Source organism: Idiomarina xiamenensis 10-D-4 (genome assembly GCF_000299895.1).
Taxonomy (GTDB): domain Bacteria; phylum Pseudomonadota; class Gammaproteobacteria; order Enterobacterales; family Alteromonadaceae; genus Idiomarina; species Idiomarina xiamenensis.
In genome coordinates this window covers 155,729-170,633 of sequence record NZ_AMRG01000004.1, presented here as the reverse complement: position 1 = coordinate 170,633, position 14,905 = coordinate 155,729, and the positions used below count along the sequence as shown (strand labels likewise).

At 49.6% G+C, this 14,905-nt stretch carries 15 protein-coding genes; 10 read left to right on the top strand and 5 right to left on the bottom strand.

The annotated features are described in order from the left end of the window. Positions 1 to 166: 166 nt before the first annotated feature. Together A10D4_RS04515 and A10D4_RS04510 are read right to left on the bottom strand one after the other, a co-directional pair. A complete protein-coding gene (locus tag A10D4_RS04515) occupies positions 167 to 475 on the bottom strand; it encodes a DUF3301 domain-containing protein (protein ID WP_008488023.1) in 309 nt (102 codons plus the stop codon). Then, the gene (locus A10D4_RS04510) at positions 472 to 1,524 is read right to left on the bottom strand and encodes a DUF3549 family protein (protein ID WP_008488022.1); all 1,053 of its coding nucleotides are present in this window, start codon (positions 1,522 to 1,524) and stop codon (positions 472 to 474) included. The genes A10D4_RS04515 and A10D4_RS04510 overlap by 4 nt, the downstream gene beginning before the upstream one ends. A 204-nt stretch (positions 1,525 to 1,728) precedes the next feature. Between A10D4_RS04510 and A10D4_RS04505 the strand changes: the two genes are divergently transcribed. After that, positions 1,729 to 2,097 (top strand): YqcC family protein, encoded by a 369-nt coding sequence (locus A10D4_RS04505; protein WP_008488021.1) that lies wholly within the window; start codon positions 1,729 to 1,731, stop codon positions 2,095 to 2,097. A gap of 6 nt (positions 2,098 to 2,103) precedes the next feature. Further along, positions 2,104 to 2,859: a tRNA pseudouridine(65) synthase TruC gene (gene truC / locus A10D4_RS04500; RefSeq protein ID WP_008488020.1), complete on the top strand. Its 756-nt coding sequence runs from the start codon at positions 2,104 to 2,106 to the stop codon at positions 2,857 to 2,859. Between the two features lie 18 nt (positions 2,860 to 2,877). Here truC and dapD read toward each other — a convergent pair whose 3' ends face one another. The 3 genes from dapD to map are packed head-to-tail and all read right to left on the bottom strand — an operon-like array spanning position 2,878 to position 7,188. Then, complete coding sequence (dapD, locus tag A10D4_RS04495) at positions 2,878 to 3,702, bottom strand: 2,3,4,5-tetrahydropyridine-2,6-dicarboxylate N-succinyltransferase (RefSeq protein ID WP_008488018.1); 825 nt, start codon at positions 3,700 to 3,702, stop codon at positions 2,878 to 2,880. Positions 3,703 to 3,744: 42 nt separating this feature from the next. Beyond that, positions 3,745 to 6,378, bottom strand: coding sequence for a [protein-PII] uridylyltransferase (glnD, locus tag A10D4_RS04490; RefSeq protein WP_008488017.1), 2,634 nt, complete (start codon positions 6,376 to 6,378; stop codon positions 3,745 to 3,747). A 27-nt stretch (positions 6,379 to 6,405) separates the two neighbouring features. Further along, positions 6,406 to 7,188, bottom strand: coding sequence for a type I methionyl aminopeptidase (gene map, locus A10D4_RS04485; RefSeq protein WP_008488016.1), 783 nt, complete (start codon positions 7,186 to 7,188; stop codon positions 6,406 to 6,408). Positions 7,189 to 7,570: 382 nt separating this feature from the next. Here map and rpsB point away from each other — a divergent pair, with 382 nt between their 5' ends. The 8 genes from rpsB (at position 7,571) to rseP (ending at position 14,896) form a co-directional block, all read left to right on the top strand. Then, entirely contained in the window at positions 7,571 to 8,299 is a 729-nt protein-coding gene (gene rpsB / locus A10D4_RS04475; protein ID WP_008488014.1) for a 30S ribosomal protein S2, read from the top strand. A 13-nt stretch (positions 8,300 to 8,312) separates the two neighbouring features. Next, positions 8,313 to 9,191, top strand: coding sequence for a translation elongation factor Ts (gene tsf, locus A10D4_RS04470; protein WP_008488013.1), 879 nt, complete (start codon positions 8,313 to 8,315; stop codon positions 9,189 to 9,191). Positions 9,192 to 9,292: 101 nt separating this feature from the next. Continuing rightward, positions 9,293 to 10,033 (top strand): UMP kinase, encoded by a 741-nt coding sequence (gene pyrH, locus A10D4_RS04465; protein ID WP_008488012.1) that lies wholly within the window; start codon positions 9,293 to 9,295, stop codon positions 10,031 to 10,033. 60 nt (positions 10,034 to 10,093) lie between these two features. After that, entirely contained in the window at positions 10,094 to 10,615 is a 522-nt protein-coding gene (gene frr / locus A10D4_RS04460) for a ribosome recycling factor (protein WP_420196181.1), read from the top strand. A 64-nt stretch (positions 10,616 to 10,679) separates the two neighbouring features. After that, on the top strand, positions 10,680 to 11,468 hold the full coding sequence (gene uppS / locus A10D4_RS04455) for a polyprenyl diphosphate synthase (RefSeq protein ID WP_202801431.1): 789 nt from the start codon (positions 10,680 to 10,682) through the stop codon (positions 11,466 to 11,468). A 4-nt stretch (positions 11,469 to 11,472) separates the two neighbouring features. After that, positions 11,473 to 12,336, top strand: coding sequence for a phosphatidate cytidylyltransferase (locus tag A10D4_RS04450; protein WP_008488008.1), 864 nt, complete (start codon positions 11,473 to 11,475; stop codon positions 12,334 to 12,336). A gap of 2 nt (positions 12,337 to 12,338) precedes the next feature. Further along, complete coding sequence (gene ispC, locus A10D4_RS04445) at positions 12,339 to 13,556, top strand: 1-deoxy-D-xylulose-5-phosphate reductoisomerase (protein ID WP_008488007.1); 1,218 nt, start codon at positions 12,339 to 12,341, stop codon at positions 13,554 to 13,556. Next, positions 13,553 to 14,896, top strand: coding sequence for a sigma E protease regulator RseP (rseP, locus tag A10D4_RS04440; RefSeq protein ID WP_008488006.1), 1,344 nt, complete (start codon positions 13,553 to 13,555; stop codon positions 14,894 to 14,896). The genes ispC and rseP overlap by 4 nt, the downstream gene beginning before the upstream one ends. The last annotated feature ends 9 nt before the right edge of the window (positions 14,897 to 14,905 follow it).

The following is a 14,905-nucleotide window of genomic DNA, read 5'->3' as shown; positions in this document are numbered from 1 at the left end:
CTTCATGCCTATCCTTGCTGCGGTTGCCAAGGCGGCTTTTGGCTCAAGGAAGGGCCCCAGCATTGTCCTCTTAGGGTTGGCGCAACGCTTCGTCACGGCACTTCATCCATGGTTCCGTGGCGGAGCGTTTTTCAATACCATTTTTGCGAGTGCGTTACAGCACGTCTCAGTTCGGTAAGCGGTAGGCAGGCGTTTCGATGCTGGTTAATTTACCGTTGAACATCCATAAATCGCCTTGGTAGCGGCTTTCGCCGTCGCTACTGAAGTCGAATTGAAAGTGACTGAGCCAACCCAAGCGGCCCTGATGACGACAAAATCGACCTTTACCCCGGTAAACTTCCAGCAATTGTAATTGTTGTTGCTGACAATAGCGTTGTGCTTGTTGGCGAGCGCGTTCGGACTGCTGGCGCCACAGCCAAAACAGCCAACCCAGTAGGCCAATTGCTATCAGCAACCAGGCGTCAAATAGCGTCATGACGAACGCATCCTTTGCAGTGCTTGCTGCAATGCGTCGGGCAAGTTGGTTTGTTGTAATAGCGCCAATAGTTGCGGTCGTAACGCTGGCAAACTGACCAGTTCGGCAAACAACGCGGTAAAAGTGCTATGGGGTTGCTGACTAAGCAACAACAAATACTGTTGAAGCGCCTTGGCATCGTCTAGCAGTGGCCATAACCGCGCCGCGATGACGATCAGTTCGTCTAGCTCATAGTTGGCATCGTGGGCGGCGGCTAATGGTTGGCGTAAACATTGGCTGACCATTGGCTGTTCGGCACAACCGGCTAATGCACGCAGGCATAAACTACGACGCTCACCGGCGTTGAGCTGGGTGAAGTAGCGCAGCAATGCGTCACGTAGGGCTGGCGGAGGTTGAGTATTTTCTAAGGCAACGGTTAATGGCCGCAACACGGCTAGCGGTAATTGCGTATAACAAGCACTCAGTTGCGTGGTCAAATTGGCGTCTTGCATTAACCGGGCGGCGACATCGTGCAGGCCTTGTAAGCCGATATCTTGCCAGCGTTGTGCTGGAGCGCTATCGCTATTGTTGGCCTGTGCGGCAAAGTACTGTTGTACTGCCTCAAAATGAATCGATGGCGGTTGTTGCCGACGAACTTGCAGCTGCGCATGCAAGGCCGCGCGCTTGTCTTCGCTTGGGGTGAATAAAAACGGGTTTTGTTGCAGTTGCTGCTGCTGTGCTTCGCTGATCTCGGCGGTAACCTGCGCGCCCAACGCTTCCATAACCTGTAGTAAAAATTGATTACGCGCGGCGCTGTTGAGCAAACCACGTTCATCCAGTGGTAGCTTTAAGAACCACAAATAGGGTTGTTGAGGGCGTTGCCGGTGCCAAAAACAGACCGCCAGCCAGGCGTGGCGCTGTAACGGATAAGGATACGCCTGCCGCTGTTGCTCGATGGCAGCAAATTGCTCGTGGTCGAGGGTTTGCAAACGGCGGCCAATATCAAATACCCAGTAATCGGCATCGGCGTTTTGTAAAAACTCACCTAAGCTGTTAATCACCTCAGTCATTGTCTACCCATGGTTTATCTTTCGCGTTGCTATTGGCTTGCATTTAAACGGCAATCCTTTACCCTTGTGAGCGCCTATTATAGGGGCTTGCGCATTGGCTTTCGAGTCGTTTTTATGAAACCGGTGCAGGCCGTTGCGCAGTAAGTCGATGGTATCTAAGCACATCGATAATAGCGAGTGAATGACAACTAAACAGTGGGGATCATGGCAAAATATCAGCAAACTCAGGCGTTACTGGACGCCATTGAAGCTCAATTACAACAGCTTGAGCTATGGCAAAGTCAACCGCCGTCGGCAGCCGCACTAGCTAGCGAACAACCCTTCGCAGTTGATACCTTGCATTTTCATCAGTGGTTACAGTTCATTTTATTGCCGCGCATGCGCGCTTTGATCGACGGACGCTTAATGCTGCCCGAAAATATTGCCATTAGTCCAATGGCTGCGCAGGTGTATCAGGCGCACATCCAGCAAGACAACGGCTATCTGATATTGGTTGAACACATTCGCCAACTTGATGTGTTATTGAGCGGACAGGATCCACTGCAAGACGATGACGCCGCTGAACATGAGTAATTGCCGATGAATGAGTTAAGTATTCGTTATGCCGATAACGATATCGTGGTGATTGATAAGCCCGCGGGCTTGTTGGTGCATCGTAGTCGCATTGCTAGCGACGCCAAACAGTTTGCCATGCAACTATTACGCGACCAGTTAGGCCAGTACGTGTATCCCGTGCATCGCTTGGATCGGCCAACCTCAGGGCTATTGATGTTCGCGCTATCAAGTGAGGTAGCGCGGCAGATGAGTGAGGCGTTTGCCAATCGCCAAGTCGACAAAACTTATCACGCGGTGGTGCGTGGTTATGTCGCCGAGCAGGGTGTCATCGATTATGCCTTGAAAGAAGAGCTGGACGCTTATGCCGATGAACTGGCTGACCCAGACAAAGCGGCGCAACCGGCATTGACCGAATACCGGCGGTTGGCGCAAATTGAACTGCCATTTGCGGTGAGCAAAAAGCATGCGACTAGTCGTTACTCGTTAGTTGAATTAACGCCAAAAACCGGTCGTAAGCACCAGCTAAGACGGCATATGTCGCATATACGACATCCGATTGTTGGCGATACCAATCATGGCGACGGTCGTCATAACCGTTTTTTCCGTGAGCATTTTAATATTCAGCGGCTGTTGCTGAATGCCAGCCGCTTGAGTTTTAGCCATCCACTGACCGGCCAACGTTTGCAGGTAACCACAGCGTTGCCGCCAGCGCTGTTGGAGCCGTTCAAAACGGTCATGCCAGCAACGCTACAGCAGCAACTGATGGCTTTAAACGCTTAGCCGTAGCAGCGGCTAAGCTTATTCGGCACCGCGTAATAGGGCGTTAATACCGACCTTTTCACGTGTTTGCGCATCGACGCGCTTGACGATAATGGCGGCATATAAGCTATGGCTTCCGTCTTTTGCCGGCAGTGAACCCGGCACTACAACGGCACCTGCTGGCACACGGCCATACATGACCTTGTCGTTTTCACGGTCATAAATACGGGTGCTTTGACCGATATAAACCCCCATTGATATCACTGCGCCTTGTTCGACAATCACGCCCTCGACGATCTCTGAGCGAGCACCGATAAAACAGTTGTCTTCGATGATGGTTGGGTTGGCTTGCAGTGGCTCTAACACGCCGCCAATGCCAACGCCGCCGGACAGGTGAACGTTGCTACCGATTTGCGCGCATGAACCGACGGTCGCCCAGGTGTCGACCATGGTGCCGTCGCCAACGTATGCACCAATATTGACGTACGATGGCATGACCACCACATTGCGGCCGATATAAGCGCCTTTACGCACCATCGCTGGCGGCACCACGCGCATACCCTCGGCACGGAAGCGAGCGCTGTCATAATCGGCAAATTTAGCCGGTACTTTGTCCCAAAAGCGGGTCTCGCCGCCATCGGTTAAGTAGTTGTCGTTTAAACGAAACGACAACAGCACGGCTTTCTTCAGCCATTGGTGCACCACCCATTCGCCAGCAATCTTCTCGGCCACGCGCAGTTCGCCGCGGTCGATTTGATCGATAACGTAGCGCACACCCTCGCGCAATTCGTCGTTATCGGTTTTAGGGCCTAAATGGTTGCGTTGCTCAAAGGCATCGTTAATTAACTGCTTTAAATCGTTCATTGCGATTACGCCACTTCCTAAAAGGTAAAATTAACTGAAAACTTAATGATCTAAGGCGGCAATAATTTGCGCCTGTAAATGCTGTTGCTGCTCGTCGGTTAACGCCCGTTGCTGCGCCGAGGTAACAATAAATAAATCTTCCGCTTGCTCACCGATGGTGGTGATTTTGGCTGCCAATAGGGTAACGTCCGATTGTTGCAAAACCGCGGCTAGTTTAGCAACCAGTCCAGGCCGATCGAGCGTCACTAATTCAAACGCGGTACGGCCTTGATGTCGGCTGGTTAAAAACTTAACCCGCGTCTTGACGCTGAAATTACGCATGCGACGCGATAACCGGCGCTGATTTACCGGTACATTGCGACGTTTCAGCAACACATCAAATAAGTGTTGTTTTAGCTCTTCGATACGTTGGCTATCGGTTAACGGCTTGCCGTCATGCTGTAATACCACAAAGGTATCCATTACATAGCCATCTCGAGTGGCCAAAATTTGCGCGTCGTGAATGCTCAACCGTTGACTATCGAGTACCGCTGCTACCGCCGCAAATAAATGGCTTTCTTCGTGATGATAAATGAATAACTCGGTGGTGCCTTGTTTATTTTCGTCACCGATTAAGATTAACGGTAAGTGCTCGCCCGAGATATTTAAAATATGCTGCGAATGCCAAGCCACTTGTTCGGCACTATGACGATAAAAGTAATCGGCGGTAAAGCGGCCCCAAAGCGCGTTAACCTGCTGCTGTTCAAAGCCAGCGCTAAGTAACAGCGCCATGGCGGTGGCTTTATGCTCGTTAATGCGAGTACGCACATCGTAAGTGGGTTGCTCGTCGCCGTCGCTGGATTGGCTAAGCAGAGTAGAGGTAGCGTGATACAGTTCCTCTAACAGCGTTGCCTTCCAGTTATTCCAAAGCGTGCTGTTGGTGGCACGAATATCGGCTACCGTTAAACAATACAAATAATCTAAGCGTTGCTGTGAACCCATTTTACGGGCGAATTCACGAATAACGTCGGGGTCATGTATATCGCGTTTTTGTGCAGTCACCGACATTAATAAATGCTGACGCACCAAAAACGCCACCAGTTCGGTATCGCCGTCGCTGTAATCGTGTTGATAACAGAAATTACGAACGTCCATTTCGCCTAATTCTGAGTGGTCACCACCGCGGCCTTTAGCGATATCATGGAAAATACCCGCAATGTACAGCAATTCTGGTTTAGCCATGCGATGCAACAGTTCGGCGCAGAGTGGAAACTCCGCGGCGTATTTGGCTTCGCTGTAACGGTAGAGATTACGCACTAAACGGAAAGTATGTTCATCAACGGTGTAAGCGTGAAACAAATCAAACTGCATTTGCCCGACTATTTGTCGCCATTGTGGTAAATAGTGCGCCAAAATACTGTGATGGTGCATTAACGCAAAGGGTAAACCGCAGCCGCGCGGATGACGCAGTAATTGCTTAAATAACTGTCGGCACTCGCTATCATGACTGAGTGGATCGTTAAGCTCGGCACGTGCATTACGGAGTAAGCGAATGGTGTGCGAGTGAATACCTTTAATTTGCCGATGCTCGGCAATCAGCAAAAAGAAGCGTAGTAAGTTTTGCGGTTGGGCAAAAACTTGGTCATGGCGAGCCATGATCTGTTCGCTTAAAATGGCAAAATCGGCGTCGATTTCTTCGGCGTCGGCTAAGTCATGACCACCCAAAATCGCTTGCTCGAAAAACTGCAGCAACATGCGGTTCAGCTCGCTGACTTGCAACACCGTTTTGAAGTAATCCTTCATCATCAGCTCGACCGAATGCTTACCCTCATTACCATAACCTAAACGTGAGGCAACGCCGGGTTGAAAGTCGAACAGTAAGCGGTCTTCACATTTGCCAACTTCTAGGTGCAGGGCATAACGAATGCGCCATAAAAAGTTCTGGCAATCGCGTAGTTCTAAGAACTCTTCGGCGCTGATGTAGCGATACTCGACTAAGCTTTCGTCGGTTTTAGTTTTAAAGTGCTGCTTAGCAATCCAGCCAATGGTCTGCACATCGCGCAAGCCGCCGGGGCTAGACTTGATATTGGGCTCAAGATTGTAAGAGGTGCCGTGGTATTGCTGATGACGCTGTTGTTGTTCTTCGCACTTAGCTTGATAAAAATCGCGACTTTGCCACGGAAAATCATAGTTAATACGCTGTTGCAGCGTTTCCGCTAGCTGCTGTTCGCCGCAAATCAGACGATTTTCGATCAGGTTGGTGGCAATCGTAATATCCGCCGCCGCTTGCAACATACAGTCGTCTATTGAGCGCACCGCGTGACCAATGTCGATGCGTAAATCCCAAAGCAGAGTAATAAAACGACTGATTTGCTGCTCTAATACTGGCGTTGGCCGCTGCTGATAGGTGACTAATAGGTCGATATCAGAACCCGGGTGCAGCGTTTGCCGACCAAAACCGCCTACGGCAAGCAGTGCTAACGGTGCTTGATCCAGTTTGAACTGCTGCCAAAGGTGGCACAACAACTGGTCGAAAAAGGCCGCGCGGTGGTGTACCAAATGGTCGATGTCGTCGGTAACAAACTGTGCTTCGGCCCAGTCGTTATACGCCTGAATCTGCTCGCGATAGGCATTCACGGCGTGTTCATCCAGCGCTGCTGGCCAGCGCGGTTGAAACAGTGAAGAGTCTGCAAGCATGAAGTTACCGCCGACGCTGGTTGCTGCTTAGCCGCTAATCACGCGAGCTAAATCTTCGTCATTACGCAGGGTGAGTACTTCCACACCGTCATCGGTAACCAATAAGGTGTGTTCCCATTGCGCGCTCAGACTGCGGTCTTTCGTTAACACCGTCCAGCCGTCTTTCATTAACTTGGTTTGTCGTTTACCGGCATTGACCATCGGCTCAATGGTCAGGCACATGCCAGCTTGCAGGGTTTCACCGGTGCCCGCTTGGCCATAGTGCAGTACTTGCGGATCTTCGTGAAAACCGGCGCCAATGCCGTGCCCGCAATACTCACGTACAATGGAATAACCGTGACTTTCCGCATGCTGTTGAATGACTGCTGCAAAATCGCCAAGTTGCACACCCGGTTTGACCATTTTGATCGCTTTATATAAGGATTCTTGAGTAACCCGAATTAAACGCTCGGCTAGAATTGACGGTTTACCCACCACAAACATTTTTGAAGTATCGCCATGATAGCCGTCTAGTTTCACGGTTACGTCAATATTCATGATGTCGCCGTCTTTTAACGGTTTATCGTTTGGAATACCGTGACAAACGCAATGATTTAATGAGGTGCAAATCGATTTTGGAAAACCGTGATAATTGAGCGGAGCAGGGGTAGCGCCGTGCTCAATAATATAGTCGTGACAAATTTTATCCAGTTCGGCGGTGGTGACGCCTGCTTTGACATGCTCGCCGATCATTTCTAGTACTGACGCGGCCAAACGGCCCGCTGCGCGCATTTTTTCGATTTCTTCTGGCGTTTTTATGGTGATTGCCATGCTTATCCTCGTCACTCATCAAGGCTTACTTCAAGGTCTGCGTATGCTAGCAGGAAAGCGGCTTTGGTGCTAGCGCTAGCATGCGGCTGGGCGTTAGCTTGGTGGTAACGCTAAGCGTTAATTTATGGCTTAAACAGGAACCGATAAAAACTGTTTTTGGCTTGCTCAAACAGCGCAAAATATGGTATAAAGCGCCTCGCAAATCACCGTCAATGTAATTTGCGATAGTCGTCGACGATAAATCGTTGGCGTTAATTAAACAATTAAAACCACACATACATCGACACATAGTCCGGGGTGCCTAGTGTTAAACACAGGGTGTTGAACACGGGTCGGGTTATGGGATGTATGGAGGCCTAACCCCCTAAAAAGGAAAAAGATTATGGCAAACGTGTCAATGCGTGACATGCTTAAAGCGGGTGTCCACTTCGGTCACCAAACCCGTTTCTGGAACCCGAAAATGAAGCCTTTCATCTTCGGTGCTCGCAACCGCATTCATATTATCAACCTTGAAAAAACCGTACCTATGTTTAACAGCGCGCTGAACTATATGCAGCACGTTTCTTCAAACAAAGGTAAGATTTTATTCGTTGGTACTAAGCGCGCTGCTGCAGAGTCAGTCAAAGAAGCAGCAAACAACTGTAACCAGTTTTACGTTAACCATCGCTGGTTGGGCGGTATGTTGACTAACTGGAAAACCGTGCGTCAGTCAATCAAGCGTCTGAAAGACTTAGAAACTATGAGTCAAGACGGTACGTTCGATAAGCTGACTAAGAAAGAAGCGTTGATGAACACCCGCGAAATGGAAAAGCTTGAGAAAAGCTTGGGTGGTATCAAAAACATGGGCGGTTTGCCTGACGTGATTTTTGTTATCGACGCTGACCACGAGCACATCGCGATTAAAGAAGCTAACAACCTGGGTATCCCTGTTGTAGCGGTGGTTGATACTAACTCTAACCCTGATGGCGTTGACTACGTTATCCCTGGTAACGACGATGCTATCCGTGCGGTGAACTTGTACTTAGGTTCAGCAGCTAACGCAATCAATGAAGCTCGCAATGCCGCTCCAGAAGCAGCAGAAGCAGACGGCTTCATCGAAGAAACTGAATAAGAGGACTTCATTCATGGCTATTACAGCAGCTCTGGTAAAAGAACTGCGCGAGCGCACAGGCGCTGGCATGATGGACTGTAAAAAAGCGTTGCAAGAAACCAATGGCGATATCGAAGCTGCCATTGAAGAAATGCGCAAAAACGGTCAAGCGAAAGCGGCTAAAAAAGCAGGCCGTATCGCTGCTGAAGGTATCATCTTAACCAAAGCTGAGGGTAACGTAGGTACCTTGGTTGAGTTAAACAGCGAAACTGACTTTGTTGCTCGTGACAGCAGCTTCTTGGCCTTTGGCGATAAGCTTATTAATGTTGCATTCAACAACAAAGAAAACAACGTTGAGTCATTAAAGCAAGCTGATTTTGACGGTGTTAGCGTTGAAGAAGCGCGTTCTACGCTGGTTGCTAAAATTGGTGAGAACATCAACGTGCGTCGTGTTGCGACGGTTGAAGCTGGTGATCTGGTTGAGACTTATGTACACGGTAACCGCATTGGTGTTGCTGTCGCTATTACCGGCGGTGACGCTGACTTAGCGCGCGACCTGTGCATGCACGTTGCGGCAAGCGCACCTCAGTTCGTTAAGCCTGAAGACGTAAGCGCCGAAGTAGTTGCTAAAGAGCGTGAAATTCAGGTTGATATCGCCATGCAAAGCGGTAAGCCTAAAGAGATCGCTGAGAAGATGGTTGAAGGCCGTATGCGTAAGTTTACTGGCGAAATCAGCCTGACTGGTCAACCTTTCGTTAAAGACCCATCGATCACCGTGGCTGAATTGCTGAAGAAAGCGGGTGCTGACGTTGTCACATTCGTACGCTTTGAAGTCGGCGAGGGTATTGAGCGTAAAGAAGAAGATTTTGCTTCTGAAGTTCAAGCTCAAGTAGCGGCGGCGAACAAGGGCTAAGCCCGTGTCGTTTTTGCTACGACTTACACGCTAATAAAAGTGACCGCGTTCTGGTTATTCAGGACGCGGTTTTTTTTGACAAAAAAACGGAAACTGTAGCTATGAGCACCCATCCAAAACCTCAATATCGACGCATTTTATTGAAACTTAGCGGTGAAGCCCTGATGGGTGATGAACCTTTTGGCATTGATGCCAAAGTGCTAGACCGCATGGCGCAAGAAATCAAAGAGCTGGTCGAGCTCGGGGTTCAGGTCGGGTTAGTTATCGGTGGTGGTAATTTGTTCCGCGGTGAAGGCCTAGCCAAAGCGGGTATGAACCGGGTTGTGGGCGACCACATGGGCATGCTAGCAACGGTAATGAATGGCTTAGCGATGCGCGATGCCTTGCACCGGGCGTTTGTTAATGCACGACTGATGTCGGCCATTGAACTGACCGGGGTCTGTGATAGCTACAATTGGGCAGAGGCGATCAGCCTACTGAAATCGGGCCGCGTCGTGATATTTTCTGCCGGAACCGGCAACCCATTTTTTACCACCGATTCAGCGGCTTGCTTACGTGGTATCGAAATTGAGGCCGACGTAGTACTTAAAGGAACCAAGGTAGATGGGGTATACTCTGCCGATCCGAATAAAGATCCGAATGCCGAGTTGTATAAACACATCACCTATCAGGATGTTTTACAACAACAACTAAAAGTTATGGATTTAGCAGCGTTTACGCTGGCGCGCGACTATAGTTTGCCTATTCGTGTATTTAACATGAACAAACCAGGAGCGCTGCGTTCGGTATTGATGGGTGAGCCGGAAGGTACCTTGATTAGTAACTCGGCTGATAACGATTAAATTCACACTAAAAAGGGTTTAACTGTGATTAACGACATTATTAAAGACGCCAAATCGCGTATGGAAAAAAGTGTGGAAGCACTGCGTGGTCAAATGGCGAAAGTTCGCACCGGACGTGCGCATCCTAGCTTACTAGACGGTATTACGGTCAATTATTACGGCACCGAAACACCATTACGCCAATTGGCGAACATTACCACCGAAGACTCGCGCACGTTAGCTTTGACGGTATTTGATAAATCCTCGAGTGGTGCGGTAGAAAAGGCTATTATGCAGTCTGACCTAGGCTTGAACCCAGCTGCCGCGGGTGCTGTTATTCGAGTACCTTTGCCGCCATTAACCGAAGAGCGTCGTCGCGATTTGGTTAAAGTTGTTCGTGCTGAAGCCGAGCAGGGGCGGGTAGCGGTACGTAACATTCGTCGCGATGCTAACAGCGATTTAAAAGAATTGCTGAAAGAAAAAGAAATCACCGAAGATGAGGAACGTAAAGCGACAGATGAAATCCAAAAGTTAACCGACAAATATATTGCGGCTATCGATGATCATCTGAAGGCGAAAGAAGACGACTTGATGGAAGTTTAAGCAGTCGTCACCAAGACGATTGGTGTCTAGCGCCGCGTCGGTTATACTCGCGCGGCGTTTTTCTATGACCAGGCTGACTATGAATGCAGTGTCGAATACTCAACAATTGATGCCAAAGCACGTTGCCATCATCATGGATGGTAATGGTCGCTGGGCGCAACAGCGTGGCAAACGCCGTACTTACGGCCACAAAGTTGGTGCCGAAGCGGTGCGCCGCGCGGTGGCTTTTGCGCGTCGACAAGGTTTAACATCACTGACACTGTTTGCTTTTAGTAGTGAAAACTGGAATCGTCCAGCACAAGAAGTCAGCGTGTTGATGGAATTATTTGTCACTGTGTTGCAACGTGAAGTGAAAAAACTGCATAAGCACGGTGTACGGCTACGTGTAATAGGCGATTTATCGCAGTTTTCACAACGATTACAGGAAAAAATTGCGGCTGCAGAAGCAAAAACACGTGATAATCACGAGTTAAATTTAAATATCGCCGCCAATTATGGTGGTCGTTGGGATATTGCGCAGGCCTGTCGCCGTTTAACTGAACAAGTCACTGATGGCCGCTTAGCCATAGCGGATATTGATGAGCAACGTCTTAGCGACGAGCTACAACTTGCGGACCAGCCAGCACCGGATTTGCTTATCCGTACCGGCGGTGAACATCGCATTAGTAATTTCCTGCTGTGGCAATTAGCCTATGCTGAGCTTTATTTTACCCCAGTATTGTGGCCTGATTTTGATGATCATACATTTGCTGCCGCGATAGCCGATTTTGCCGCAAGAGAGCGTCGCTTTGGCTTAACCAGCGAGCAAATACACAGTATGATTATGGCTGACAAAGCCCCGATAGAGGACTGATTTTTTGTTAAAACAACGAATTTTGACAGCCCTCGTGCTGATTCCATTAGCACTGTATTGTGTATTTGCCTTGCCGTTGTGGGGCTTCTCGATTTTTGCGCAAGTGGTATTGATGCTAGGCGCTTGGGAATGGTCGCCGTTAATGGGGGTGCGTCGCCTCAGTGGCCGTATCGCTTATACGCTGTTAATTGGTGTCATTATTAGCGTGCTTAGCTGGTTGACGCCGCTGGCGACCGTTTGGCAAGACGGCCAACTCGCTAGACCACTATATTGGAGTATTCTGGCCGGTGGTGTGTGGTGGGTCATTGCATTTGCGCTAATTGTTAATTATCCGACTAGCCGCCGGTTATGGTCACGTACGCGCGCCATTGTCGGTTTATTCGGTGTGTTAACGTTAGTACCTGCCTGGGCGGCGTTACTTAGCGTACGCGCCATTCGTATTGATAGTGAACCCTATTACGGTGGCTTCGTGGCGTTATTTATTCTGTTACTGGTCTGGGCCGCCGACGTCGGCGCATACTTTGCCGGTGTGCGCTACGGTCGTAATAAAATGATGCCAGCGGTGAGTCCGGGGAAAACCATGGAAGGCCTGTGTGGCGGTATTACGCTGGCTTTCGTGGTGATGATGGTGGTTTCGCATTGGGCTAAAGTGCCCGCAACGCAATTTACCGGATTTTACTTAACCGGTTTATTTACTGTTGTTGCATCGGTTTTTGGCGATCTTAATGAAAGTATGTTTAAGCGTTGTGCCGGGGTTAAAGACAGCGGTGCTATTTTGCCCGGCCATGGCGGTATTTTGGATCGTATCGACAGCTTAACCGCTGCTTTGCCGGTGTTCACCTTAGCGTACTTATGGTTAATGGTGTAACCATGACGACTCATGTTTTGCCACAGCGCGTCACTATTCTAGGAGCTAGCGGCTCTATTGGACAAAATACCCTAGACGTTATTGAGCGTCATCCGCAGCAATTTCAATTGCATGCGATTAGCGCTTATAACAACGTCGATGCGATGCTGGAAAGCTGCCGTCAATACCAGCCACAGCGAGTGGTGATGGTTGATACTGATGCGGCTCAGCGCTTGCACCAGTTGTTGCAGCAACATCAATTATCCGACATTCAGGTTGATAGTGGCGCCGCCGCCTTGTTAGATATTGCCGGCAATAGTGATAGCGACATTGTCATGGCCGCGATTGTCGGGGCGGCTGGCTTGTTACCCACACTGGCAGCAATTAAGGCTAATAAACGCGTGTTATTGGCGAATAAAGAAGCGTTAGTGATGAGTGGCCAGTTGTTTATCGATGCACTGGCCCAATCGAATGCCATGTTGCTGCCGGTAGATAGCGAGCATAACGCCATTTTTCAATGCTTACCCAGCGCGGCGCAACAACAGATTGGGCAACAGCAGCTGGCCGAACACGGTATTAGCCAAATTTTATTGACCGGCTCGGGCGGACCATTTCGTCAGACGCCACTGGCGCAGTTGGCAAAACAGTCACCGGCTGCGGCATGTGCGCATCCTAATTGGTCAATGGGGCAAAAGATATCGGTCGACTCAGCAACCATGCTGAACAAAGGCTTGGAATATATCGAAGCGCGTTGGTTATTTAATTGCCAGCGACACGAATTAGCGGTGTTATTGCATCCGCAAAGTGTGATTCATTCGATGGTGCAATATCAGGACGGCTCGGTGATTGCGCAATTAGGACAACCCGATATGCGTACACCGATAGCGTACAGTTTGAGTTATCCAGAGCGTATCGATAGCGGCGTCGCCGCACTTGATTTCACGCAATTGAGTCAATTGACGTTTGCCCAAGCTTGTCCGCAACGCTATCCCTGTTTGCAGCTTGCTATTGATGCATGTTGGGCGGGGCAAGCGGCAACGACCTGCTTAAATGCCGCGAATGAATTGGCTGTTGAAGCATTTTTGCAAGAACGCATTGGTTTTACTCAAATTGCCGAAGTTTGTGCGCAGGCGTTAGCTGTACTAAACGTTGCCGAACCACGGCAGTTAGATGATATTTTGGCTATTGATGAACAGACTCGATGCTTCGTGCGCGAGCATTTACGGAGTGTCGCGGCATGATGGATGTGTTGTGGACTATCGCGGCTTTTGTCGTCACCTTAGGTATTTTGGTGAGCTTTCACGAGTTTGGTCATTTTTGGGTGGCGCGCCGCGCTGGGGTTAAAGTGTTGACCTTTTCGGTGGGCTTTGGTCGTCCATTGTGGCGTCGTGAAGCGAAAGACGGCACCGTCTATCAACTGGGTATGATCCCGTTGGGCGGCTATGTACGCATGCTCGATAGTCGTGTTGATGAGGTGCCAGCCGAACAACGTCATTTAGCCTTTAACCACAAATCGGTGGCTAAACGTTTTGCGGTGGTGGCGGCCGGGCCGTTGGCTAATTTTGTCTTAGCGGTAGCGGTATTGTGGTTAATGTTTGTCATTGGCGTACCGTCGGTTAAGCCGATTATTGGTGAACTGCAAGCGAATTCGATTGCCGCCGAAAGTGGCTTACCGGCACGCGCAGAAATCACCTCTATTGCTGGTCAAGACACCCATAACTGGGAACAGGTGCATATGGCCTTGGCATCGGCGATTGGCGATGCGTCAACCGATGTTACCGTGCGTATGGCTAACGGTGAGGAACGATTATACCGCTTAGATTTGACAAACTGGCAGTATGACCCGCAAACTCAAGCCGCGTTTCAAAGCGTTGGTATCGAAGTTTATCGCCCTCAGGTGTATACCGACATTGTCGAGATTGCAGCCGATTCACCAGCCGCTAAAGCGGGTTTTCAGGCAGGCGATAAAATTGTCGCCATCGACGGAACTCTTATTAGCGAATGGAGCCAAATAAGGGAACTCATCGCCGACTCGGCTGGACAAGTACGCCAGTTTAGCGTGCAGCGTGATGGGCAACGTCAACAAATCGACGTGATGATAGGCTCGCGTAATGAACGCGGCTTTTTAGGTGTGGTACCACGTGCCGATGCCTATCCTGAGGCCTATTTGTTTACCCAGCAGTATGGTCCGTTTACGGCCATTGCCGAGGGGGCAAAACGTACTTGGGATCTCATTGTTTTGAGCTTTAAAATGATCGGCAAGTTACTGACCGGCGATGTTTCCGTGAAGAATTTGGCCGGTCCTATTAGTATTGCCGAGGGTGCCGGGGCTCAGGCCGCGACAGGGTTTGTTTATTTCTTGGGTTTCCTGGCGCTGTTAAGTGTCAATCTGGGCATCATTAACCTGCTACCATTGCCGGTTCTTGATGGTGGACATTTACTCTTTTTTGTCATTGAGTGGGTTCGGGGTAAGCCGTTATCGGAAAAGGTACAGGACATTTGCTATCGGATTGGCGGTGCCTTAGTGTTTTTGCTGATGGCTATAGCAATAACCAACGATATTACCCGTCTCGCACTTTAACTCACTATT

Bases quoted from the DNA above. Each gene is read 5' to 3' on its own strand.
- A10D4_RS04515 (WP_008488023.1), bottom strand. From the start codon at position 475: ATGACGCTATTTGACGCCTGGTTGCTGATAGCAATTGGCCTACTGGGT.
- A10D4_RS04510 (WP_008488022.1), bottom strand. From the start codon at position 1,524: ATGACTGAGGTGATTAACAGCTTAGGTGAGTTTTTACAAAACGCCGAT.
- A10D4_RS04505 (WP_008488021.1), top strand. From the start codon at position 1,729: ATGGCAAAATATCAGCAAACTCAGGCGTTACTGGACGCCATTGAAGCT.
- truC (WP_008488020.1), top strand. From the start codon at position 2,104: ATGAATGAGTTAAGTATTCGTTATGCCGATAACGATATCGTGGTGATT.
- dapD (WP_008488018.1), bottom strand. From the start codon at position 3,702: ATGAACGATTTAAAGCAGTTAATTAACGATGCCTTTGAGCAACGCAAC.
- glnD (WP_008488017.1), bottom strand. From the start codon at position 6,378: ATGCTTGCAGACTCTTCACTGTTTCAACCGCGCTGGCCAGCAGCGCTG.
- map (WP_008488016.1), bottom strand. From the start codon at position 7,188: ATGGCAATCACCATAAAAACGCCAGAAGAAATCGAAAAAATGCGCGCA.
- rpsB (WP_008488014.1), top strand. From the start codon at position 7,571: ATGGCAAACGTGTCAATGCGTGACATGCTTAAAGCGGGTGTCCACTTC.
- tsf (WP_008488013.1), top strand. From the start codon at position 8,313: ATGGCTATTACAGCAGCTCTGGTAAAAGAACTGCGCGAGCGCACAGGC.
- pyrH (WP_008488012.1), top strand. From the start codon at position 9,293: ATGAGCACCCATCCAAAACCTCAATATCGACGCATTTTATTGAAACTT.
- frr (WP_420196181.1), top strand. From the start codon at position 10,094: ATGGAAAAAAGTGTGGAAGCACTGCGTGGTCAAATGGCGAAAGTTCGC.
- uppS (WP_202801431.1), top strand. From the start codon at position 10,680: ATGACCAGGCTGACTATGAATGCAGTGTCGAATACTCAACAATTGATG.
- ispC (WP_008488007.1), top strand. From the start codon at position 12,339: ATGACGACTCATGTTTTGCCACAGCGCGTCACTATTCTAGGAGCTAGC.
- rseP (WP_008488006.1), top strand. From the start codon at position 13,553: ATGATGGATGTGTTGTGGACTATCGCGGCTTTTGTCGTCACCTTAGGT.